General features: G+C 65.7%; 18 protein-coding genes. 14 read left to right on the top strand and 4 right to left on the bottom strand.

Annotated features, from left to right (window positions below; genetic code table 11):
* Positions 1-33: 33 nt before the first annotated feature.
* Entirely contained in the window at positions 34-2,856 is a 2,823-nt protein-coding gene (gene leuS / locus CH305_RS08265) for a leucine--tRNA ligase (RefSeq protein WP_094703363.1), read from the bottom strand.
* 68 nt (positions 2,857-2,924) lie between these two features.
* On the opposite strand from leuS, the gene CH305_RS08270 reads away from it, so the two are divergent.
* From CH305_RS08270 to CH305_RS08285, 4 genes are read left to right on the top strand one after another with little or no spacing between them, the layout of a single operon-like run.
* Positions 2,925-3,329 (top strand): SdpI family protein, encoded by a 405-nt coding sequence (locus CH305_RS08270; RefSeq protein ID WP_032402045.1) that lies wholly within the window; start codon positions 2,925-2,927, stop codon positions 3,327-3,329.
* Positions 3,330-3,333: 4 nt separating this feature from the next.
* A complete protein-coding gene (locus CH305_RS08275) occupies positions 3,334-4,314 on the top strand; it encodes a DUF1648 domain-containing protein (RefSeq protein ID WP_094703364.1) in 981 nt (326 codons plus the stop codon).
* 9 nt (positions 4,315-4,323) lie between these two features.
* Positions 4,324-5,325: a bile acid:sodium symporter family protein gene (locus CH305_RS08280; RefSeq protein ID WP_037152097.1), complete on the top strand. Its 1,002-nt coding sequence runs from the start codon at positions 4,324-4,326 to the stop codon at positions 5,323-5,325.
* Between the two features lie 33 nt (positions 5,326-5,358).
* Positions 5,359-6,720: a glutamate decarboxylase gene (locus CH305_RS08285; RefSeq protein ID WP_094703365.1), complete on the top strand. Its 1,362-nt coding sequence runs from the start codon at positions 5,359-5,361 to the stop codon at positions 6,718-6,720.
* Positions 6,721-6,824: 104 nt separating this feature from the next.
* Here the strand turns inward: CH305_RS08285 and CH305_RS08290 are convergent, their stop codons facing one another.
* Positions 6,825-7,433, bottom strand: coding sequence for a YqgE/AlgH family protein (locus CH305_RS08290; RefSeq protein ID WP_032401683.1), 609 nt, complete (start codon positions 7,431-7,433; stop codon positions 6,825-6,827).
* Positions 7,434-7,527: 94 nt separating this feature from the next.
* Positions 7,528-8,217, bottom strand: coding sequence for a TetR/AcrR family transcriptional regulator (locus tag CH305_RS08295; protein ID WP_094703480.1), 690 nt, complete (start codon positions 8,215-8,217; stop codon positions 7,528-7,530).
* Positions 8,218-8,335: 118 nt separating this feature from the next.
* On the opposite strand from CH305_RS08295, the gene CH305_RS08300 reads away from it, so the two are divergent.
* The 3 genes from CH305_RS08300 to CH305_RS08310 are packed head-to-tail and all read left to right on the top strand — an operon-like array spanning position 8,336 to position 12,131.
* On the top strand, positions 8,336-9,274 hold the full coding sequence (locus CH305_RS08300) for an NAD-dependent epimerase/dehydratase family protein (protein ID WP_037152103.1): 939 nt from the start codon (positions 8,336-8,338) through the stop codon (positions 9,272-9,274).
* A 10-nt stretch (positions 9,275-9,284) separates the two neighbouring features.
* Complete coding sequence (locus tag CH305_RS08305; protein ID WP_094608923.1) at positions 9,285-10,571, top strand: MFS transporter; 1,287 nt, start codon at positions 9,285-9,287, stop codon at positions 10,569-10,571.
* Between the two features lie 57 nt (positions 10,572-10,628).
* Positions 10,629-12,131, top strand: coding sequence for a DUF4185 domain-containing protein (locus CH305_RS08310; protein ID WP_094703366.1), 1,503 nt, complete (start codon positions 10,629-10,631; stop codon positions 12,129-12,131).
* A gap of 50 nt (positions 12,132-12,181) precedes the next feature.
* Here the strand turns inward: CH305_RS08310 and CH305_RS08315 are convergent, their stop codons facing one another.
* Positions 12,182-13,648 (bottom strand): CCA tRNA nucleotidyltransferase, encoded by a 1,467-nt coding sequence (locus CH305_RS08315; RefSeq protein WP_094608925.1) that lies wholly within the window; start codon positions 13,646-13,648, stop codon positions 12,182-12,184.
* Positions 13,649-13,749: 101 nt separating this feature from the next.
* On the opposite strand from CH305_RS08315, the gene CH305_RS08320 reads away from it, so the two are divergent.
* The 7 genes from CH305_RS08320 to trxA all read left to right on the top strand — a co-directional run bounded on the left by CH305_RS08320 (position 13,750) and on the right by trxA (position 23,908).
* Positions 13,750-14,322: an NUDIX hydrolase gene (locus CH305_RS08320; protein WP_094703481.1), complete on the top strand. Its 573-nt coding sequence runs from the start codon at positions 13,750-13,752 to the stop codon at positions 14,320-14,322.
* Positions 14,319-16,742: a DUF6049 family protein gene (locus tag CH305_RS08325; RefSeq protein WP_032401678.1), complete on the top strand. Its 2,424-nt coding sequence runs from the start codon at positions 14,319-14,321 to the stop codon at positions 16,740-16,742. The genes CH305_RS08320 and CH305_RS08325 overlap by 4 nt, the downstream gene beginning before the upstream one ends.
* Positions 16,739-20,938: a lipid II flippase MurJ gene (locus tag CH305_RS08330; protein WP_179278230.1), complete on the top strand. Its 4,200-nt coding sequence runs from the start codon at positions 16,739-16,741 to the stop codon at positions 20,936-20,938. The genes CH305_RS08325 and CH305_RS08330 overlap by 4 nt, the downstream gene beginning before the upstream one ends.
* Positions 20,939-21,037: 99 nt before the next feature.
* Positions 21,038-21,619, top strand: a complete 582-nt coding sequence (sigM, locus tag CH305_RS08335; protein ID WP_052058538.1) for an RNA polymerase sigma factor SigM — start codon at positions 21,038-21,040, stop codon at positions 21,617-21,619.
* Between the two features lie 59 nt (positions 21,620-21,678).
* Positions 21,679-22,416, top strand: coding sequence for a hypothetical protein (locus CH305_RS08340; protein ID WP_143545263.1), 738 nt, complete (start codon positions 21,679-21,681; stop codon positions 22,414-22,416).
* A gap of 126 nt (positions 22,417-22,542) precedes the next feature.
* Positions 22,543-23,532: a thioredoxin-disulfide reductase gene (trxB, locus tag CH305_RS08345; protein ID WP_094703483.1), complete on the top strand. Its 990-nt coding sequence runs from the start codon at positions 22,543-22,545 to the stop codon at positions 23,530-23,532.
* Between the two features lie 43 nt (positions 23,533-23,575).
* Positions 23,576-23,908: a thioredoxin gene (gene trxA / locus CH305_RS08350; RefSeq protein WP_037152116.1), complete on the top strand. Its 333-nt coding sequence runs from the start codon at positions 23,576-23,578 to the stop codon at positions 23,906-23,908.
* Positions 23,909-23,971 lie beyond the last annotated feature (63 nt).

Consider the following 23,971-nt stretch of genomic DNA (forward strand, 5'->3'; position numbering starts at 1 on the left):
ATCCATAACTTCGAGTTCGGCGGAGGCGGGGGGTTACTTCAGGACGATGTTCACCATTCGACCCGGGATCACGATGATCTTGGTCGGGGCCTTGCCGTCGAGCAGGGCCGCGATTTTCTCGTCCGCCAGCGCCGTCTTCTCGACGTCGTCCTTCGTTGCATCGGCAGAGACGGTGATGCGGCTGCGTACCTTGCCGTTGACCTGGATGGGGTAGTCGACGGTATCGGCGACGAGCCACTTCTTCTCGACGCGCGGGAACGGCCCGTGCGCCAACGACTTCTCGTGACCCAGCTTGCCCCACAGCTCCTCGGACAGGTGCGGAGCCAAAGGAGCCAGCATCAGGATCAGCGGTTCGACGACCCCGCGCGGGGCACCGTCGGGGTAGGCCTTGGTGATGTGGTTGGTCAGCTCGATCAACTTGGCACCGGCCGTATTGTCGCGCAGCGCAGCGTAATCCGCGTGCACGCCATCGATCACTCGGTTGAGCACTCGCAGCGTGTCCTCGGTGGGCTTGGCGTCGGTGACGCGGACCTCGCCGGTCACCTCGTCGAGCACCAGTCGCCAGACGCGCTGCAAGAACCGCTGCGCGCCGACGACGTCCTTCGTCGCCCACGGCCGAGAGGTGTCCAGCGGGCCCATCGACATCTCGTAGAACCGCAGGGTGTCGGCACCGTACTCGGCGAAGATCTCATCGGGGGAGACCGAGTTCTTCAGTGACTTACCCATTTTCCCGTACTCACGGTTGACGGGCTGGTCCTGGTAGAAGTAACCGCCGTCGCGTTCGATCACCTCGGCCGCGGGTACGTAGACCCCACGCGCGTCCGTGTAGGCATAGGCCTGGATGTAGCCCTGGTTGTACAGGCGACGGTACGGCTCGCTCGAGCTGACGTGACCCAGATCGAACAACACCTTGTGCCAGAAGCGCGAGTACAGCAGGTGCAACACTGCATGCTCGACGCCACCCACGTAGAGATCGACCCCGCCCGGATCGTTGGGTCCGTGGATCTCCGGACGCGGTCCGACCCAGTACTTTTCGTTCTCCGGGTCCGCGAAGGCCTCGGAGTTGGTGGGGTCGACGTAGCGCAGCTGGTACCAGGAGCTGCCGGCCCACTGCGGCATCACGTTGGTGTCGCGGGTGTAGGTCTGCAATCCGTCGCCCAGATCGAGCTCGACGTTGACCCACTCGTCGGCCTTGGCCAGTGGCGGGGACGGCTCGGAGCTGGCGTCGTTCGGATCGAACGACACCGGGGCGTAGTTCTCGATCTCCGGAAGTTCCACCGGCAGAGCGGAATCCGGCAAGCCGTGCGGGTTGCCCTCGGCGTCCCAGACAATCGGGAACGGCTCGCCCCAGTAGCGCTGGCGCGCGAACAGCCAGTCGCGCAGCTTGTACTGAATGGTGCCGCGGCCGGTGCCGTCCGCTTCCAGGCGTGCGATGACGGCGGCCTTGGCCTCGTCGACCGGCAGGCCGTCGAGGAAGCCGGAGTTCACGAGCGCACCGTCGCCAACGTACGCCGCTTCGGTGACGTCTCCGCCCGAAATGACCTCTCGCACAGGCAGACCGAATGTCGTCGCAAATTCCCAGTCACGCGCGTCGTGGCCGGGTACGGCCATGATCGCACCGGTGCCGTAGCCCGTCAGCACGTAATCGGCGATGAACACCGGCACCTGCTCGCCGTTCACCGGGTTCGTCGCGTAGGCACCGATGAAGACGCCGGTCTTCTCCTTGTTCTCCTGCCGCTCCAGATCGGACTTGGCGGCGATCGACGCCCGGTATGCCGCAACGGCTTCCGCGGGAGTAGCGGCACCGCCGGTCCACTTGTCGGAGACGTCCGCCGGCCACTCGGGAGCGATCAGCCCGTCGACCAGATCGTGCTCGGGGGCGAGTACCACGTAGGTCGCGCCGAACAGGGTGTCGGGGCGAGTGGTGAACACCTCGATGCCGGAGAACGAGACCTGCGCACCGCGGGAGCGTCCGATCCAGTTGCGCTGCATGGTCTTGACCTTCTCGGGCCAATCCAGGTACTCGAGGTCGTCGACCAGGCGGTCGGAGTACGCGGTGATTCGCATCATCCACTGCCGCAGGTTCTTTCGGAACACCGGGAAGTTGCCGCGATCGCTGCGTCCGTCGGCGGTGACCTCTTCGTTGGCAAGCACCGTACCCAGACCGGGGCACCAGTTGACCATCGAGTTGGACTCGTACACCAGACGGAAGCCGTCGATCACCTCACGGCGCTCGCCGACGGTCAGCGACTCCCAAGAGCGGCCGTCGTCCAAAGTCCGCTCACCCGAGGCGAAGGCCGCCTCCAGTTCCGAGATGGGCCGCGCTTTACCGAGGTCCGTGTCGAACCACGAATTGAAGATCTGCAGAAAGATCCACTGTGTCCAGTGGTAGAAGTCGACGTCCGTCGTCGCCAGGGACCGTCGACGATCGTGCCCGAGGCCCAGACGGCGCAACTGGCGTCGCATGTTGACGATGTTGTCCTCGGTGGTGCTGCGCGGGTGCGTGCCGGTCTGCACGGCGTACTGCTCGGCGGGCAGACCGAACGCGTCGTACCCCAGCGCGTGCAGCACGTTGCGTCCCTGCATCCGGTGGTAGCGCGCGAAGACGTCGGTGGCGATGTAACCGAGGGGATGGCCGACGTGCAGGCCGCTGCCCGACGGATACGGGAACATGTCCTGGACGAACAGCTTGTCTTTCGGGACGTCTCCGGCGAGCGTGCCGACCGGGTTGGGCGCGTCGAAGGTGCCCTGGGTCTCCCACAGGTCCTGCCACTGCTCCTCGATCTGCCCGGCGAGCTCCGCGGTATAGCGGTGTTCGGGAACGGACTCGGTGGATGCGTCAACGGAATCGGTCACGTCGACCAGCCTAAAGTGTGACGCGGCCCGCCTGGTACCAGGACCTCGCTGCGCCGTATCCTGGCGAGGTGGTCATCGTCTCGGTTGTGTTGTTCGTGCTCGCCCTCGTCGTCGGCGCTGTCGCTGCGCTGTCGCTGCTGGGTCGGCTCCCGCGTAACCGTTTCGCCGGTGTTCGCACCACCGAGGCCATGCGCGACGACGAGACGTTCGTTCTCGCCAATCGCGTCGCCGGGCCGACCACCGCGGCATCGGCACTGGTGCTGGCCCTCGGCGCAGTGGCCGCGGTTGCTTTGAGCGGAGTATCGGCCGTCGTCGCAGTCGTCGTTGCCCTCGTGGCCGCACTGTTCATCGCTGCGGCCGGCGGATCTATCGGGGCCCGCGCCGCAGCGGCCGTCCCTGCACCCGCCGAGGCGGACGGATGCGGACAGTCGTGCATCTCGTGCAGCCTCAAGGACGCCTGCCAGCCGAGCTGAGCAGATGAAAGCGAGATCTGCACGCACGTTCGACCCCGCTGGAGTGGTCTTCGGTGTTCTCGGACCGCTCGTCGTTGCTGCCCTGGTTCTCGTCCTGGCCTACCTGTGGCAGGGCCGACTACCGGACCAGGTCGCCACACACTTCAGCGGCACCGAACCGGACGACCTCGCCGATCCACTCTCCAATGCCTGGACGCTCGCGATCGTGATCGTGCTGGTGGGAGGCGGGTGCAGCGCCGTCGCGTCGCTGGCTCGGGTGCTGCTGATCATGCGCCGAACGATGCTCGTCATCGGACTCACCGTCGTCGGGATGATCGGCGTTCTCCAGATTGCGACCCTGACGCGGGAGTTGGACCTCTCGTCCGGCCAGAGCGTCACCGTCCCGGGCTGGGCCATCGCGATGGGCACCGTCATCGGATTCGCCGCTGGGCTGTTCGGTGCGTCCAGGCTGCGCGACCACCGCGAACGCGTCGTCGCCACCTCTGCGCCGCATGCCGATCTCCCACGCTGCAATCCCGAGCTACCTCTGGTGGTCCGCGTCGGTGCCAGTCGCGTCGCCGGGATCACCGTCGTAGTGGTCTCTCTGGCCGGAGCCGCGTTGACGTGTTACCTGACCAGCTCGCCGTGGCCGATCTTTCTCTTCGTGCCGCTGACGATTCTGATTTTGTCGCTGCTGCGCTTCACCGTGCACATCGACAGCGACGGGCTCTATGTGTCCAGCCTGGGCATGGCGGCATTCGACTACGACATCGACGAGATCACCGGTGCATCGGTGCGGACCGTCGATCCGGGTAAGGACTTCGGCGGTTGGGGTCTGCGGGCCAAGGGGCGCGGGAATTACGCCGTCGCTACCGAAGCGGGCCCCGCAGCCTTCGTCACCTTCGCCAACGGTGACCGGCTCACCATCGGTTCCGCCCAGGCCGACTCGATCGCAGGCACCCTGAACACCTTGACCGCCCGCACTCGCAGCGCAACGGTGGATTAAGTTAGCCGAGTGAAGTTGTTGCGGGATACCGTGCTGGATCCCTTCCTGCTGAGCATCTTCGCAGTGGCGGTACTGGCGAGCATCTTCCCGGCGGCGGGCACGGCCGAGGACGTGCTGGGCTGGGTCACGCGGATCGCCATTGCGCTGCTGTTTCTCATCTACGGTGCGAGGTTGTCGCCGCGAGATGCATGGGACGGCATCAAGCACTGGCGGCTGCACTCGGTGATCCTGGCGTCGACCTATCTGCTGTTCCCCGCGCTCGGCCTGGCTCTGCGGATACTCGAACCCGGATTGATCAGCGACGACCTCTACACGGGTGTGCTGTTTCTCTGTCTCGTTCCCTCGACGGTGCAGTCCTCGATCGCCTTCACCTCCATCGCCCGCGGCAACGTCGCCGGTGCCGTGGTGAGTGCGTCGTTCTCCAACATCATCGGGGTGTTCGTCACCCCGCTGCTGGTGATCGCGTTGATGACCACCACCGGATCGGTGAGCATCGATCCGGGCTCCATCCTCGACATCGTGGTCCAGCTGTTGCTGCCGTTCGCCGTCGGTCAGTTGATCCGGCCATGGGTGACGGGATGGTTGACGCGGCACAGCGCTCCGACGAAGCTCGTCGACCGAGGCTCCATCCTGTTGGTCGTCTTCGCCGCATTCAGCGAGTCGATGAACCAGCACGTGTGGTCCTCGGTGGCGGTGTGGCGCATCGCCGTCGTGGTCGCGGTGTGCGCTGTGCTGCTCGCCGTCGTGCTGACGATCACCTGGTACGCAGGCAAATGGTTCGGCTTTCCCCTCGAGGATCGACTGGTGCTGCTGTTCTGCGGGTCCAAGAAGAGCCTGGCAAGCGGCCTGCCGATGGCCGCGGTGCTGTTCGTCGGACAACCCGTCGGACTGATCGTGTTGCCGTTGTTGCTCTTCCACCAGATCCAGCTGATGGTGTGCACCGTGATCGCTCAGCGCTTCGCTCGGCGACCGGAATCGGAACCGAGCCCGGCGGCCTCCGCGGCGGACTAGATTGGTGTCACTCGAGGCGATGGGGAGAAGACGATGACCAGGAACCTTCACACCGACGGTGTCGTCTCGGCGGCCTACACCGGCCGACTCGCCACCAATCCTGTTCCCGCACTGCGGCTTCCCGAGGAGCAACTCGACCCCGACGCGGCCTACCGCTACATCCACGACGAACTGATGCTCGACGGCAGCTCGCGCCTCAATCTGGCGACGTTCGTCACCACCTGGATGGATCCCCAGGCCGAGAAGCTCATGGCGGAGACGTTCGACAAGAACATGATCGACAAGGACGAGTATCCGTCCACCGCAGCCATCGAGGAACGCTGCGTCAATATCGTCGCCGATCTGTTCCATGCCCCCGGACTCGACCGGGAGGACCCGTCGTCGGCCACCGGGGTCTCGACCATCGGATCCAGTGAGGCCGTCATGTTGGCCGGCTTGGCGCTCAAGTGGCGCTGGCGAGCCAAGGGAGCCGGCACCGGCACTCCGAACCTGGTGTTGGGAAGCAATGTTCAGGTGGTGTGGGAGAAATTCTGCCGCTACTTCGACGTGGAGCCGAAGTACCTTCCGGTCGAGCGCGGTCGCTACGTCATCACCCCGGAGCAGGTTCGAGACGCGGTGGACGAGAACACCATCGGCGTCGTCGCGATCCTCGGCACCACGTTCACCGGAGAACTCGAACCGGTACAGGAAATCTGCGCTGCACTCGACGAGATCGCCGACGGCGGTGGGCCGGACGTACCGGTCCATGTGGACGCGGCCAGCGGCGGCTTCGTGGTTCCGTTTCTGTATCCGGAGCTCGAATGGGACTTCAGGTTGCCTCGGGTCAAGTCCATCAATGCCAGTGGGCACAAGTACGGATTGACCTATCCGGGAATCGGATTCGCCGTCTGGCGAACCAAGGAAGACCTCCCGGAGGACCTGGTGTTCCGCGTGAACTACCTCGGGGGCGACATGCCCACCTTCACACTGAACTTCTCCAGGCCGGGCAACCAGGTGATCGGTCAGTACTACAACTTCCTGCGTCTGGGCCGCTCCGGCTACACCGACATCATGAAAGCGTTGCGCGACACCGCTGTTCGCGTCAGCCGACACCTCGACAAACACCCGGACATCGAGGTGATCACCGACGGATCGGCCATCCCGGTGCTGTCGTTCATGCTGAAAGACCACTGCGACTTCACCGTGTTCGACGTATCCCACGAGCTGCGCGCCCGCGGTTGGCAGGTACCGGCATACACGATGCCCGACAACGCCACCGACGTTGCGGTACTCAGAGTCGTTGTTCGAGAGGGTTTCAGCGCGGATCTCGGTCGCATGCTGTGTATTGCCATCGATGAAGTGATCGATGGCTTGAAGTCGGGCGGACATTCGACCGCGCAGGCTTTCGCTCATTGAGCGGCTCCGCCGCATGTGAGCGGAAAGTCGACCCCTGCTACGAGGCGGGAGTGGAGCCTGCGGAACGACCCGAAGGCACTGCCGCGCACGTGCGGCGCAGCCGCTCAGTTCCGGTCGACGTCGATCGGATGGGACGCGAGCAGCGCCAACGGCATCGGCTGACGACGCAACACGTGTGCCCACAGATCGATGCGCGGCGGTCCGATCACATCGGATGGCAAGGCAGACAACACCATCCAGTCCTCGCGGTCCAATTCGCCTTCGAGTTGACCGAACGTCCAGCCCGAGTAGCCGGCGAATACGCGCACACCCTCGATCAGTGGGGCGATATCGGCGGGATCGGAATCGAGATCGACCATCACCACTCGGCCGTCGACGCGGCGTAATCCGGGAACGCCATCGATCGAGACGCCGGTCCGCAGCGTCGCCAGGCACAGTGCCGAATCGCGTTTGACCGGACCACCGACGTACAGCGCCTGTGGTTTGGCTGCCAGCTCGGACCAGTCGGGCAGCACGTTCTGCACGGCGGTCTCACTGGGACGATTGATGACGACACCCAGGCTGCCGGCATCGTTGTGTTCGATGATGTAGATGACAGTGCGTCGAAACGTGGGCTCGACGAGCTCGATCGACGACACCAACAGACTGCCGGGCCGGACATCGCGCAACGCCGACGCCGTCTGGTCCTCGGGTTCCTCCGCATGCGTTGCCACGAAGCCATTGTGGCACCGCGCACCGCCGGATGTGGCGCAAGCGATGCGGCCAGTCCCGATGGGTCGTTCCGCAGGCTCCACTCCCGCCCTGCTCCTACTCGAGCCCCGCGATCTTCGTCAACAATCCCAGCTGATATTCGAACAAGTCGTCCCTGCTGGCGAATGTCGTGGCACCGTACTGATCGAACACATCGAAGCTGATCGCGCCGAACAGCGACGCCCACACCATCACTCCCCGAGCCATCAGCTCGTCGGGCAGGTCCGTTCCCATCTCCCGGCGGATCTCCTCGAAGCTGCCGTGCAGTGATGCCGGTGCCGACACATCGGTCGGGGCGGCGGGGCGGGCGTCCACCCAGGCGGAGTCGAGGACCTGGACCAGCGCGGTGATCACGCGGGTGCCCGGCCCGGTGGTCTGCTCCGCGGGAGCGTGGTAGCCGGGCACCGGGCTGCCGAACAGCAACGCATACCGTGCCGGCTCTCGCAATCCCCACTGCCGCACCGTCCGGCCGAGTGCCAGGAACTTCTCTCTCGGTCCGTCGGCGGCGGCCACCGCTGCGTCGACGGTGTCCCCGAGTTCGGTGTACGCGTCGACGACGAGCAGGGTCAGCAATTCGTCCCGGCTCGAGACGTACCGGTACACCGCGGAGGACACGACGCCGAGGTCCCTCGCGACGGCGCGCAAGGACAACGCGGCCGCGCCACCGGCGGCCAGATGATCGCGCCCGATACGGGTGATGTCGGCCAGGGTCTGCGCGCGGGCTCGGGTGCGGGGGGTGCTCGCCATGAGCTCACTGTAACTGCTGCTCTTGTGTGAGAGCACTGCTCTTGCTTTTTCGACACCAGGGGTGCACACTCGTTTCAACAGAGAGCACCGCTCTCGTTTTCAGGAAAGGGAGCACATCATGGCCGAACTACACGTCGTCACCGGAGCCGGGCCCGTCGGCTGGACCGTTGCCGAACAACTTGCCGCACAGGGCCATTCGGTGCGGGTTCTGACCCGGTCCGGTAGCGGACCCGATCATCCGATGATCGAGCGCCGCGCCGTCGACATCGAATCCGACGATCTTCGACCCCATCTGAGCGGAGCCACCGCCATCTATCACTGCACCCACGCCGCCTACGAGAACACGGTCTGGCGGGACAAGCTCGAAGCGATGGAAAAGCGAGTGCTCGACGCGGCCGCGGGCGCGATCGTCGCGTTCCCCGAGAGTCTGTACGCCTACGGCCGAGTCGACGGTCCGATCCGCGAGGACACTCCCCGCGACGCCACCTACCGCAAGCTGGGTGTGCGTACGCAGCTTCTGGCGGCTCGCGAGAAGCACTCGACTCCTTCTGTCAGCGTCGCTGCCTCGGACTTCTACGGGCCTCGCGTCATGACGTCCCACATGGGCGAGAGGGTGATCGCGCCCATCCTGGCCGGCAAGACGATCCGCGTCATCGCCTCCGCAGACCTACCCCACTCGTTCACCTACGTACCGGATCTCGCCGCGTCGATGATCACCGCCGCCGCGTCACCGACGACCTGGAACACCGTCCTGCACGCACCTACCGCTCCCGCAGTATCGCAGCGGTCGATGATCGAGATGTTCTCAGCCGCAGCCCACGTGCCCACTCCCAAGGTAGGCACCATTCCGGCCTGGGTGATGCGGACACTGAGCGTCGTGCCAGGGCCGATGAAGGAACTCGGCGACACCCTCTACCAGTTCCGCTATCCCTACGTCCTCGACTCGAGCCGCAGCGAGACGATTCTGGGACTCGAACCCACCTCACTCGCCGACGGCACCGCCGCAACGATGGCGTGGTGGAAGGCTGCGGTTCCTGCGGTGGCCAGCGGCAACTAGAGTCCCCTCGGTGAACGACGCCTCCTTCCGTACCCGCCTACGCGAGTCCCCGGGAGTCGGCAAGCTCACCACCGTTCGGTTCGCCGGTCAGTTCGGCGACGGATTGTTTCAGGCGGCACTGAGCGGTGCGATCCTGTTCAATCCCGAGCGCGCGACGAATCCGGCGGAGATCGCGGCCGGATTTGCGGTGCTGCTCGTACCGTATTCGTTGGTCGGGCCTTTCGCCGGAGCCCTTCTGGATCGCTGGGACCGACGATCGGTCCTGTTGTGGGCGAACATCGTTCGCATCGTTCTGATCGTGGCTACCGCCATCCTGCTGTGCGCCGGAGTCGACGCGACGCCGTTGTTGCTGTTGGCGCTGGCCACCGTCGGGCTGAGCAGGTTCGTCCTTGCCGGGGCCTCTGCCTCACTGCCCCACGTGGTTCGGCAATCGTGGTTGGTCCCGATGAACTCGGTACTGGCCACCGTCGGGTCCGGTTTCGCTGCCGCCGGTGCCGGGCTTGCCGTCGCCGTGATCAGCCTCGTCGGTGCCGGCGACCTCGGCTCGGGTGTCGCTGTGGGTGTCGCCGCCACCGGGTCGATCGTCGGGGCGATCGCGGCGGCACGCTTCCGACCGCGGTCACTGGGACCGGGCACCGGGATCCGAACCGACAATCCTGTGGAAGATGTTGCTGCCGGGCTGAAGTCGGGTGCTCTCGCCGTCTGGCGAGCGCCCGGGGTGACGGCCGCGATGATCGGTATCGGCGCACACCGCGTGGTGTTCGGCATCAACACGCTGATCATGGTGTTGGTTCTGCGCGAGGCCACCGCGAGCACCTTGCCCGGAGGACTCGCGGGCTTCGGGATAGCCGTCGGTGCCACAGCCGTCGGCATGTTCCTCGCGGCCGTCATCACCCCGTTCGTCGTTCCACGGTTCGGACGGACCCCCACGATCGCCACGGCCCTCGTCCTTGCCATCGCGGCCCAGCTCGGAGCCGTCTCCGGCCTGACGCAGAACAGCCTGCTGATCGGGGCCTTCTTTCTCGGGATCGCCGGGCAGACCGTCAAACTCAGCGGTGACGCCGCCATGCAGATCGAGATCGACGATGCCCACCGCGGACGCGTGTTCGCCCTGCAGGACACGGTCTTCAACATCGCGTTCGTCGGCGCTCTGGCCGCGGCGGCATTCGCCGTCGGGCCCACCACCACCGATCTGAGCCAGGATCCCACTGCGCATGCGCTGGTGTTCGTCGGAGCGGGCCTCTACGCCCTCGGATTGGTCGCAGTGGCCATCGTCAGCAGGCGCGCACGCCACTGACGTGGTGTACCTTTCCGTATCGGACCGGGAGGTTTCGTCGGAGGAATGGGGAACCACATGTACGGCCGGACAACATCGCTCGGCTGTATCTTCGCGGTTGCCGCGGGAACAGCCGTCCTTGCTGCGCCGCCGGCTTTCGCCGCGCCCCCACCCCCGGTGAATTCCTGCGGCGAAACAGGATTCGATCCCAAGGACTATCCACCCGATCCCATCGGCCCGGGAAATCCGCCGCAGCTCCCCCCGCTACCGGACCGCCTGGTGATACCCGTGCCGTATCCGTCCCTCGAACTGGTCCCGATACCCGACCCGGCCCCGAACAACACCCGCGTCCAGGCCGATCCGCTCAGCGATCCGTGCGCGGACCCGTGCCCCGATCTGACCGACCCCGCGGAATCACCCACGTCGGGGACTGGATCTGCAGGCCGCCTGCCCTTCCCTCGAATCGAAATCGACCCACAGCCCGAAACCATCCCCATTCCGATCCCTGGCCCCGGTGGCGCCCCGGCAACGCCGCCCCCTGCCCCGGCCGTCACCGCAGCAGAGCCCGGTCCGAGTACGCCACCGCCGGCGGCACCTGCCGTCGGCAATGTCGACGTGGTCTCGCAGCTGACCGGGCCGGGATCGGAGAACCGCACCGACAAGCGCTGGCAGGTCGACGGCACCGACCTCGGCATCATGTGGGAGAGCAAACCCGGCGAGGTCGCCGTCGCATTCGGTGATTCCTTCGGCAAGGGGTGGGAATTCGGCGTCGTCGGCGGCGACGACTGGCGGTCGAACGTCCTGGGACACAGCACCGACACCGACCTCTCCGACGGTATGACCCTCGATTCGATGGTGCAGGATTCGCGTTGTCACGCAGCCGAATTGCTGCCCTCGCGCAAGATCAAGAACTGGGAGACCACCGTCATCCCCACCTCCGGCTTCGCGATCGACGACCGGCAGTACATGTCGTACATGTCCATCAGGCGCTGGAGCACGATTCCCGGTATGTGGTGGACCAACTACGGCGGCATCGCCTACTCGGACGACAACGGGTCGACCTGGGTCAAGGACGAGCATGCCAAGTGGGACAACCTCTTCGGCTTCTCCAAGTTCCAGGTGTCGACGATGGTCCCGGCGGGGGAGTACGTCTACATGTTCGGCACCGTCAACGGACGCGTCGGGCAGGTGGGTCTCGCTCGCGTCCCGAAAGCGGACGTGCTGAACAAGACCGCATACCAATACTGGGTGAACGGCACCTGGGCTCCGGTCGACTCGAACGAGGCCACCCCCATCGCCGACGGTATGGCCGGGGAACTGTCGGTCCATCACGACGAGGCCCGTGACCTCTGGCAGATGACCTACCTCGACCCGATTCGCGGCGATATCGTCCTGCGAGAAGCGAATTCACCGCAGGGGGAGTGGACGCCGCCCAGCACGTTGATCGACACTGCCGAGTACCCGAAAGCGTACGGCGGCTTCATCCACCCCTGGTCGACGCCGAACGAGCTGTACTTCACCATGTCGGAGTGGGACAGCTACAACGTCTACCTCGTCAAGGCCGAGCTTCGCTCGTCGTGAGCGGAAATTCGTAGTGGGCTACGAAGTTTCGTGCACGTGCGCGGGACGCGCTAGTGCGTAGGCCACCACTCGAGCAGCGCCGCTTCGGCGTCCTCGCGGGAGAGTGGTCCGCGATCGAGTCGGAGTTCCTTCAGGAACTTCCATGCCTTGCCCACGTCGGGACCGGCCGGGATGCCGAGCAACTCCATGATTGCGTTGCCGTCGAGATCGGGGCGGACCCGGGCCAGATCCTCCTGCTCGGCGATGCGGGCGATGCGCTCTTCGAGATCGTCGTACGTCGCCTGCAGCGCGGCCGCGCGGCGTTTGTTCCTGGTGGTCGAATCGGCTCGAACGAGCTTGTGCAACTTGGGAAGTAGCTCGCCGGCATCGGTGGCGTAGCGGCGGACGGCGGAGTCGGTCCACTGACCCTTGCCGTAGCCATGGAATCGCAGATGCAGGAACACCAGATGCGAGACTTCCTCGATCATCTTCTTGGAATACTTCAAGGCGCGCATACGCTTTCGCACCAGCTTGGCGCCCACGACCTCGTGGTGGTGGAAACTCACTCCACCACCCGGCTCGTTTCGCTTGGTATCGGGCTTGCCGATGTCGTGAAGCAGTGCAGCCCAACGCAATACGAGATCCGGATCGCCGTCCTCGAGATCGATCGCCTGCTTCAGCACCGTCAGCGAGTGCGAATACACGTCCTTGTGTTGGTGATGCTCGTCGATCTCGAGCTTCATGTTGGGAACCTCGGGGATGATCCGCTGCGCCAACCCCGTCTCGCACATCACGTCGATGCCGTCGATCGGGTGCGCGCCGAGCATCAGCTTGTCCAGCTCCACCTGGATGCGCTCGGCCGTGATCCGGTCGATCTGATCCGCCATGTCCTCGATGGCCCGGTGCACCCGGGGCATCAGCGAAAATCCGAGCTGGGAGACGAACCTCGCGGCGCGCAGCATGCGGAGGGGATCGTCGCCGAAGGAGACCTCCGGTGCCGACGGCGTGTCGAGTACGCCCTCGAGCAGCGCATCCATCCCGCCGAGCGGGTCGACGAACTCCTGTGCGCCGTCTGCTCCCAGACGCACGGCCATGGCGTTGACCGTGAAATCGCGTCGAACGAGATCCTCTTCGAGGCTGTTGCCGTACTGCACTTCGGGATTACGAGAGACCTGATCGTAGGAATCGGTGCGGTAGGTGGTGATCTCGATCTGTTGGTCGTCCTTGGCCGCACTGATGGTGCCGAACGCGATGCCCGTATCCCACTGATGATCCGCCCAGCCCGACAGCATCGCCTGCACGTCCTCGGGTCTGGCGTCGGTGGTGAAATCCAGATCGGTGCCGAGTCGACCGAGAACCGCGTCGCGTACCGTTCCGCCGACGAGATACAGCTCGTGCCCGGCGGCCGCGAACAGAGCACCGAGCGGAGTCAACACCGGAGCGAGCTCGCGCAGCGTCACCGCCGCTCCGGCCAGCAACCTCTCCCGGCGGGCATCGGTCTGCTCGGCGGAAACGGAAGACAGGGACTGATCGGCCACGGTGGAAGAGCCTACTTGCGCCGTGGCGATCGATTGTCCCGGCCTTTACCCCGCGGTGCGGCACGGCAGAAGAGTGCGCATGGGCAACTAGTATGGATCGGGTGTCTGCTGCCGAACGATCGAACAGGAGTCGCCGCAACCCGCGGCGGCGTCAGGCACGCGCCGACACCGAAGCACCCAAGCTGCGGACCGTCCGCGAAACCTCGGCAGGCGGCCTGGTGGTCGACGGCCTCGACGGTCCGCCCGCCACCCGCTGCGCCGCCCTGATCGGACGTACCGACCGTCGGGGACGTCTGCTCTGGTCCCTGCCCAAGGGTCACATCGAGCAAGGCGAAACCGCCGAGCAGACGGCCATGCGCGAGGTGGCCGAGGAAACCGGCATCCGCGGGACCGTCCTCGCGTCGCTGGGCAGCATCGACTACTGGTTCGTCACCGAGGGCCGACGCGTCCACAAGACCGTCCACCACTACCTGCTGCGATTCCTCGGCGGCGAACTCTCGGACGAGGACCTCGAAGTCACCGAGGTCGCCTGGGTACCGCTGAGCGAACTGCCGTCGCGACTCGCCTACGCAGACGAACGCAAACTCGCCGCGATCGCCACCCGCCTCATCGACGACATGAACAGCAGCACGAAGAACGGGAACTCGAGCGCACCGACCCCCGGCGAGAAGTGATCGTGCGGGCTCGGAAGGTCACTGCCGCCGCACTGACCTCGTTCCTCCTTGCGGTGGCACCGGCCGTCGGGGTGGCGGCGGTTGTCCCCACGCAGCTTCCGATGGCCGCCGCTCAGCCCGACGCGTCCGTCGGCGATATCGAGTCCACCAGCGCCGTCCCCGACACTCCGATGACGCAGGCCGGCAACCCCTTTCTGACGCTCAGCATCGACACCGTCGCCCCGTCGACCGTCACCACCAGCAGCGACCCGTTCGTGACCGTCCGGGCGACGGTGACCAACACCGGCGATCGACGCGTCGACGACGTCAGTGTCCGCATGCAGGCCTCGTCCGCCATCGACACCACGGCAGGCCTGCGCACCTCGCTGACCCTCGACCAGGAACGGTTCGACCGCGTCGGCGATTTCGTCACGGTGGCCGAGTCGTTGGAGAAGGACGAGAGCCGCCAGTTCGACCTGTCGATGCAACTGCGCAGCACTACCGAGCCCTCGCTCGGGATCGAGGCACCCGGCGTCTACCCACTGCTGCTCAATGTCAACGGCACGCCCGAGTACGGCGGAACCGCACGACTCGACGACGCACGCTTCCTGCTCCCTGTCGTCGGGCTGCCGCGTAACCCGGGCGAGATGGATCCCGCCGCCCCCGACGCGGCACCGTTGCCGCCGAACACCCGAAACCCCGTCGCGATGACCGTGCTGTGGCCACTGGCCGACATTCCGCGCCTCGCTGCGGGAATACCCGGCTCGGTCGACGAGCGAGTGCGACTGATCGACGACGAGCTGGCCGGAGAACTCGCCTCGGGCGGTCGGCTCGACACCCTGCTCAAGGCCGTGGAATTCGCAACGAAACCCGGCCTCGATCCCGGCGGCAACCTCGCGTCGAGCCTGTGCATCGGCATCGATCCGGACCTGCTCGTCACCGTCTCGAACATGACCCGCGGCTATCTCGTCGTCGACAACCCGGCCGATCCCGCCAGCACCGCTCGGGACGGCACCGGAAGCGCGGCCGCGACCGAGTGGCTGTCCCGTCTCGAAACCATCGCGTCGAGCACATGCGTGACTGCCATGCCGTTCGCACAGACCGACCTGGGGGCAGTGGCCGACATCGGCGACGCCTCGCTGATCCAGAGCGCGATCTCCACGCCTGCAGATGTCGTCGACGGCATCCTCGGCATCACCTCGACGCGGGGTTTCACCTGGAGCACCACCGGAGGCGTGGACGCCGACACCGCCGACGCCCTGCGCTCCGCGGGTACCGGAACCGTGCTGGTCGCCGACAACAGCATCAGCCCGCCGACATCGGCACCGATGGCCCAGCTGATCTCGACGAATGTCCCTCCGACCGGAACCCAGCCGTCGGAATCACAGCCGCCCTCGACGCTGGCCGCCGCCCACTACGACGCGGCCACCGCAGCGGCACTGGCCGGAGTGGGCGACACCCCGTCCACTCCTGCCCTCACTCCCGCCGAGCAGCGATTCGACCTCGACACGGACTCCCGTACAGCGCGCCTGCAGGACGCACTCGGTGCTGTCAACTTCCATGCTCTCGTCGGCACCGATCGGCCCGGGCGCACCGTCACGGTCGCACCCCCGCAGTACTGGACCGCAGGGGGAGACGAGCCGTCGGCCATTCTGTCGACGGTGTCCTCGCTGCTGCGTTCCGGTTTGGCGACGCCCCGACCGCTGGCAGAACTGATTGCCGAACCCACCTCGGGCACCCCGGTGAGCAGCGTCGATGCTGCCACCGAACTCGATACCGGCACCATCGACTTGGTGAGAACGCAGAGCGCTCGGATCGAGACGCTGATGCAGTCGCTGGTCGAGGATCCTCAGTCGGCGCTCACCCCGCGCCTGTTCACCGCACCGCTGCGCGAGGACATGCTCCGGGCACTCTCCACGGCGGGTCGAGCCAGTTCGGTGGCCGATGAGACCGGCACCATGGCATTCACCCGACTCGCCGCTACCCGAATCGGCATCGACACCATCTACGGATCGGTGACCGTGCTCGCGCCGGGCGGCGTCTACACCCTCGCCTCCGAACAGAGCCCGTTGCTGCTCGTCGCACGCAACGACCTGCCGATGCCGGTCAACGTGCTGCTGCGAGTCGATGCGCCCCCGGAAATGACGATCAGCGACGTCGGCGTCACCCAGCTCCCGGCCCGTGGATCACGAACCATCACCGTCCCGGCCGAGGTCGATGCCACCCGCAACCTGTCGGTGGACTTCTCCGTGACCGCGCTCGACGGCAGCAGGCTCGGCGAAGTGTCCACGGTGTCCGTACGGTCGAACGCGTACGGCCAGGCGCTGGCCATAATTACCGCCTGCGCCGGCGCTCTCCTACTGTTACTTGCAGGTCGACGACTCTGGCATCGATTCAGAGGCCAACCCGACCCGGCCGACGAAGGGTACGAGAGACCATGACAGGAAACGTCCCGTACGACGGGGACCTGCCGCGGTCGCGTATGCCGGCAGCACAGGTTTTCCGGCGCACGACGCCACCGCGGTCGGCACCCTGGGAGCGGCAGTCGATTCCCGAGCTGCGCTCGTACCCGGCACCGCCCCCGCTCGACGGTCAACCGGCTGCCGACGACGCCGTCACCCAACTCATCCCGCGGTTCCGCGACGAGGACTACCCCCAGGCACCGTCGGGAACGGTTCCTCCGTCGAAAATTCCGCCGGGCGGGACAGAACCTTCACCGCAGCCCGAGCCGAGGCCGCAGAAGTCGTTGCTGGCCGCGTCGGGATCCATCGCAGTAGCAACCCTGGTCAGCCGCATCACCGGATTCGCCAAGCAGGTCGCCATGACGGCCACCCTCGGTGCCGGTCTGGCCAGTGCCTTCACCGTCTCGACAATTCTGCCGAACATGATCTCCGAGTTGGTCCTCGGCGCGGTACTGGGAGCGATCGTCGTTCCGGTGCTGGTCCGGGCCGAGCAGGAAGACGCCGACGGCGGACGGGCATTCGTTCGACGCCTGTTCACGATTGCGGTGGCGTTGCTGGGGACCGTTGCGCTCGGAGCGACCATGGCCGCGCCGCTGCTGGCGCGGCTGATGCTGTCGGGAGATCCGAAGGTCAACGAGGACCTGACCATCTCGCTGACGTACCTGGTACTTCCGGCGTTGCTGTTCTACGGTCTGTCCGGTCTGCTCACCGCGGTCCTGAACACCAGGCAGAATTTCAAGCCCGGCGCGTGGGCACCGGTGTTCAACAATCTGGTCGTACTCGCGGTGTTCGGCATCTACTTCCTGATTCCGGACGACCCCACGTTGAATCCGAACGAAATGAGCACCACGCAGGTGCTCGTCATCGGCCTCGGCGTCACCACGGGTGTCATCACGCAGGTACTGGCCCTGATTCCCGCGCTGCGACGCGAACGCATCGACCTGCGCCCACTGTGGGGATTCGACGAACGCCTCAAGAAGTTCGGCGCGATGGCCGCAGCCATTGTGCTCTATGTCGTCATCAGCCAGGTCGGGCTGATCGTTGCCACCAACATCGCGTCGGGCACCGACGATGCGAGCAACACGATCTATTCGCAGGCCTGGATCGTGCTGCAGCTGCCCTACGGCATCCTCGGCGTCACGGTACTGACGGCCATCATGCCCAGGCTCAGTCGCAATGCGGCCAACGGTGACACTCCGTCGGTCGTCGACGATTTGTCCGTCGCCACCCGGCTGACGATGGTCGCGCTGGTGCCGATCGTGGTGTTCCTGACCTTCGCGGGGCCGTGGGTCGGCGAGGCGCTGTACGGGTTCGGCCGATTCGCCGACGTTGCGAGCCGACTCGGTGAGGCCGTCAGCTGGTCTGCGTTCTCCCTCATCCCGTACGCCCTCGTGCTGATCCACCTGCGTGTCTTCTACGCACGTGAACAGGCCTGGACACCGACCTGGATCATCCTCGGCATCACCGCCGTGAAGATCGGCCTGTCGCTCCTCGCCCCGATGGTCGCGTCCGATCCGGACCAGGTGGTGCTGCTCCTCGGAACGGCCACCGGCCTCGGCTACACCGTCGGCGCGATCATCGGCGGATACCTGTTGCACAAGAGCCTGGGCAACCTGCGGATGGCCAACGTCGGCAAAACCATCTGGCTGGTCCTCATCGCCTCGCTGGCCGGCGGTGCTGCCATGCTTGCGATCGACCGGATCCTCGGGCTCGACGCAATGACGAACGGCTGGATCGGAAACTTCGTCCGCGTCGCGATCGACGCCATCGTCATGCTCGGCATCACGTTCTCGATCCTCTGGTTCGGCAAGATTCCCGAAGTCCTGGCGGTCACGGTGGCCCTGAGCCGCGTCGTTCGTAGATTCCGTGGCGCGCCTGCCGACCGGGACGCCGATCCGGCCGCTGCAGAAACCGGCGTGATTCCGGTTATTCGAACCGAGCCCACATGGGACACTGCGCGGGATCGGCTCCCGTACCCTGGTCCTCGGCACCCGGGGGCATACGCCCACACGGGTCGACCGTTTGCAGAACAACACGGGGCATATTCGCCTGAAGGAGTGACAGTGACCGACGACGATGTTGCTGGGGGGCCGGCACAGTCTCCAGCAAACGAAGCCGACCGAACGAGCGGCGGAGTCGAAGTCGACACCCAGGACCGCACCGAGCCCGTGAAGGCCGAGCCCAAGACGGCGGCTCCCGCCAAGGCCACCACTCCTGCGTCCTCGGAGGCAGCGAAGCCTGCTGCGGATTCCGAGAAAGGCAGCGAGAAGTCGGCAGAGACGGCCGACGCGGTCGAATCGGAGAACAAGGCGACTACCGACAAGACGAGTGCCGAAGACGCCACCACGGAAGAAGCCACTACCGACAAGAGCGCCGCCACCGAGCCAGCTCCGAAGCCGGCCGATCGAACGGTATCCATCTCCAAGTCCGCTCTGGCGTCGCGCCCGACCGACAAGACCATCTCGATCTCGAAGGCACAACTGCCGGTCGAAGAGCCCGCCGACAAGGATACGAAGCCCGAGGCCGTTTCCGAGGCAACGGCGACGGCTCCGACCACGGACAAGGCGACGGAGAAAACCACCGCTGACAAGTCCGAAACGACCGGTGCGGCTGCCCCCACGCCCGAGCGGACTCTTCGTGGCCCGACGCTCATTCCCGGTGCCTCCGTCGCTGGTGGACGGTATCGACTCCTGGCTCCGCACGGCGGCGCACGTGGACTCAAGTTCTGGCAGGCCCACGACGTCAAGCTGGACCGCGAGGTGGCGCTGACGTTCGTCGACGCCGACCAGCAGTCCACCGCGTCACCCACCGATCGCACCGAGGGTCCACAGGCGATTCTCTCGCGCACACTGCGTCTGGGTCGGATCAATTCGCCCGGGCTCGCGCGCGTGCTCGACGTGGTGCGTGGCAGCTCCGGCGGCATCGTCGTCGCAGAGTGGACGCCCGGCCGGTCGCTACGCGAAATGGCCGACACCGTGCCCGCACCCACCGGGGCTGCTCGCGCGATCAAGGTTCTGGCTGCAGCCGCCGAGGCAGCACACCGCAGCGGCGGTGCCCTGTCGATCGATCACCCCGATCGCGTGCGCATCAGCTCCAGCGGCAATGCCGTCCTCGCTTTCCCGGCCACTCTCGCCGACGCCGATCCGAGTTCGGACGTCCGCGGTCTCGGTGCCATGCTCTACGCCCTGATCACGGCAAGGTGGCCACTGTCCGACACCACCGGCGGATCGGTCGTGTCCGGTGATGAGGCTCCGGCTCGCAGCGTGGGCGGCATGCGTCCGGCCGACCGAGACGACAAGGGCGCGCCGCTCGAGCCGAGGCAGGTTCGTCCCGACGTTCCGTTCGAGATCTCTGCTGTCGCAGTGCGGGCGCTGGAACAGAACAGTGGCATCCGTACTGCTGCCACCGTGCAGCACGTCCTCGATCAGGCCGCCGTCGTCAACGACAAGACCGATCTGATGCCGGCTCTGCGACTGGGCCAGCGCGCACCAGGAGCCAGCGGGCATTCGCTCGCCGACCCCGAGGAAATCGCCGCCGAGAAGGCCAAATCGACCCGCACCAATATCGCCATCGCAATACTCGGTGCGTTGACGGTCGTCATTCTGGCGTTCGCCGGCTACTGGCTGTTCACCTCGATCGCCGGCGACAGCACGGATGCGCCCCTCGACAGCCAGGAATTCGGCCTCACCACTCCGGCGGCGGCACCTCCCGCAGGCGAAACTGCCGCACCTCCTGCCGAGACGGGTGGGCCCGTTGCCTTGAACGGTGTCAGCGTCTTCTCGCCGCAGGGTTCGGCCGACAACCCCAGCACTGCTTCCAACGTGATCGACAACGACCCAAGCACGGCGTGGACGACCGACTCGTATTTCCAGCAGTTCCCCGCTCTGAAGAACGGCGTGGGCCTGCTCGTCACGATTCCGGCGACAGCGCTGAACAATGCGTGGATCGAATCGACGTCCCCGGGCACCGTCGTCGAGATCAGGTCGGCACCGAACGACTCACCCAGCCTGAGCGACACCACGCTGCTCGGTGAAGCCACTCTGCAGAACGGACGAACCGACATCGCCCTCGACGACGCCGAGCCCACCGGGAACGTGCTCGTCTGGATCACCACACTCGGAGAGCAGGGCGGCCGCATCGCCACGTCGATCTCCGGGATCGGTTTCGACTCCTAGACCCAACGCTCGGTACGGAATCCGGGCTCGTTTCGTACTTCACGGTCTTCATGGCCTAGGCTCCCCCCAATGCGTTAACACGGGGGGAGCCGTTTTCGTATGACCGAACGTATCGATTCGGCGCTAGGGGAGCGCACGGATGCGGAACTTCTGGCTGCTCATGCGGCCGGGGAGCCGAATGCATTCGCCACTTTGATCTACCGACACCACGAGCATCTGTGGCTGACGGCGCGTCGCACGAGCTACACACCCGAGGACGCCTCCGATGCTCTGCAGGAGGCTCTGCTTTCCGCCCATCGCACCGCCGGGTCGTTCCGCGCCGACGCCGCCGTCCGCAGCTGGTTGCACAAGATCGTCGTCAACGCCTGCTTGGACCGCATCCGCCGCAACAAAGTACGGCCCTCGGTTCCGTTGAGCGAGAACGAAAGTCACGAGCCCGCGTCGCCCAGGGACCGCATCTCCGAGACGGAGACCACCATTCTGGTTCGGCAGGCTCTGATGACGCTGCCGCCCGATCAGCGTGCGGCCGTCGTCATCGTGGACATGGAGGGCTACTCGGTGGCCGACGCAGCCGTTCTGCTCGGCGTTCCCACCGGTACCGTCAAGAGTCGATGCGCACGTGGTCGACTCAAACTCTCGACGCAGCTCGCCTACTTGAAAGACGCAGGGAACCGAATCTAGACCCCTCGCGTCTATATCGTGTGAGAGAGAAAGCAGATTCGGCGAAGGGAGGCAGGAACGTGTCGTCGAGCACCGATGCGCTACCCGATGCCCCGTTCTCACCGGAACTGTTGGCCGAACTGCATGCCGATGCGCTTCCCGAGGATGTCAGCAGCCGGCTGTGGCCGCTGGTCCGTCGCGACGAGCAGTCGATGCAGGTCCTCGCCGGTCTCGACGCGGTGTCGGCTCGGCTGAACGAGATGGGCGAGGATCCGACCGGGACGTTGTCGATTCCGCCCGACGTCGTCGAACGGATCGATCGCACGATCCATTCCGTCGAGCAATCCGGTCCGCAATCGAGCGATCCGGTTGTCGTTCCGTTCCGGTCCCGCAGGCGTCATGTCGTTCTCGGAATTGCCGCTGCCGCAGCGCTTCTCGCTGTAGGTTCGGTCGTGTTCGCAGCGGTGTGGCGCACCCCGGACGCACCCGAATCCGTTGCCGCAGAACCGTCGTCGGCACCCGACGGGTCACTGATCCTCGATTCCGCCGACCTCGACTCCGGTTTCGCCTTCAGCATTCTCGGCAAGCGTGATGCAGGTGCCCTGTCGGATCCGGCGGACCTCGAGGCGTGTCTTGCGGCCAACGACGTCGACCCCGCAACGTCCGTCCTCGGATCCACTCAGGTCAGGATCGACGGCCGAGACGGAACCCTGCTGGTGCTGGCAGGCGCGCAGCCGGCCCAGTTCATCGCCCTGGCGGTGGGCAACGACTGCGGCGGTACCAACCCCGACGTCCTGACTCGACGCGATATCGGCTGACACATCTCTCTCCGGGGAACAACTGCCTCTAGGGTGGTGTTGACCAGATGTACGTCGACCGGCGCGTGCAGTGTGCACTCGGCTGTCGGCGGCCAGTACACGCCGCACAAGATCGGAAGGTCTGCATTGAGTACCCCCAAGGTTCACGATCTCATCATCGTCGGTTCGGGACCGGCCGGTTATACCGCCGGTGTCTACGCGGCCCGCGCAGAGCTGGAACCGATCCTGTTCGAGGGAACCCAGTTCGGTGGAGCACTCATGACGACCACCGAGGTCGAGAACTTCCCCGGGTTCCGTGAGGGCATCATGGGCCCCGATCTGATGGAGCAGATGCGCGAGCAGGCGAAGCGATTCGGTGCCGACATCCGCACCGAGGACGTCGAAGAGCTCGATCTGACCGGTCCGATCAAGACCGTCTCCGCGGGCGGCGAGACCTACCAGGCTCGCGCGATCATCCTCGCAATGGGCGCAGCAGCCCGCTACCTGTCGATTCCGGGCGAGGAAAAGCTTCTCGGCCGCGGCGTCAGCGCCTGCGCCACCTGCGACGGCTTCTTCTTCCGCGACCAGGACATTGCCGTCATCGGTGGTGGCGACTCGGCGATGGAGGAGGCAACCTTCCTCACCCGGTTCGCTCGTAGCGTCACGATCGTGCACCGGCGCAGCGAGTTCCGGGCGTCGCGCATCATGCTCGAGCGTGCCAAGAACAACGAGAAGATCCGCTTCCTCACCGACACCAAGGTCCTCGAAGTCCTCGGCGACACCAGCGTCACCGGCATCTCGCTCGAGCACGCCGAGACCGGAGAGAAGTCGACCCTCGACGTCACCGGAATGTTCGTCGCCATCGGCCACGATCCCCGTAACGAGCTGGTCAAGGGTCAGGTCAAACTCGACGACGCCGGCTACGTCAAGGTCGCGTCCCCGTCGTCGGCCACCTCGGTGGAGGGCGTCTTCGCCGCTGGAGACCTCGTCGATCACGTCTACCAGCAGGCGATCACCGCTGCCGGTACCGGATGTACCGCCTCGATCGACGCCGAACGCTGGCTGGCCGAGCAGGGCGACATCACCAGCAACACGCTCGAACACGCCGACCAGCCGGTCGACGCAGTCAACGCCTGACCGGCCCCGTTCACACACCGCTTCCTACATCGAGGAGATAGAAATGTCCGACGACAAGAGCACAGTCACCATCACCGACGCGTCGTTCGCCGACGACGTGCTGACCAGCGAGAAGCCCGTCCTCGTCGACTTCTGGGCAACCTGGTGCGGCCCGTGCAAGATGGTCGCTCCGGTTCTCGAGGAGATCGCCGCTGAGCACAAGGACAAGTTGACGATCGCCAAGCTCGACATCGACGCCAACCCGCAGGCCGCCCGCGACTTCAAGGTCATGTCGATTCCGACGCTCATCCTGTTCCAGGGTGGCAAGCCGGTCAAGCAAATCGTCGGCGCCAAGGGCAAGGCCGCGCTGCTCAAAGACCTCGAAGGCGTTATCTGATTCACCTCCGAATCGTGTGGATTGCAGCGGAAGGCAGTCTTTCTGCGACAATCATCTGATGTG

Source organism: Rhodococcus sp. 15-649-2-2 (assembly GCF_002258645.1).
Lineage (GTDB): Bacteria > Actinomycetota > Actinomycetes > Mycobacteriales > Mycobacteriaceae > Rhodococcoides.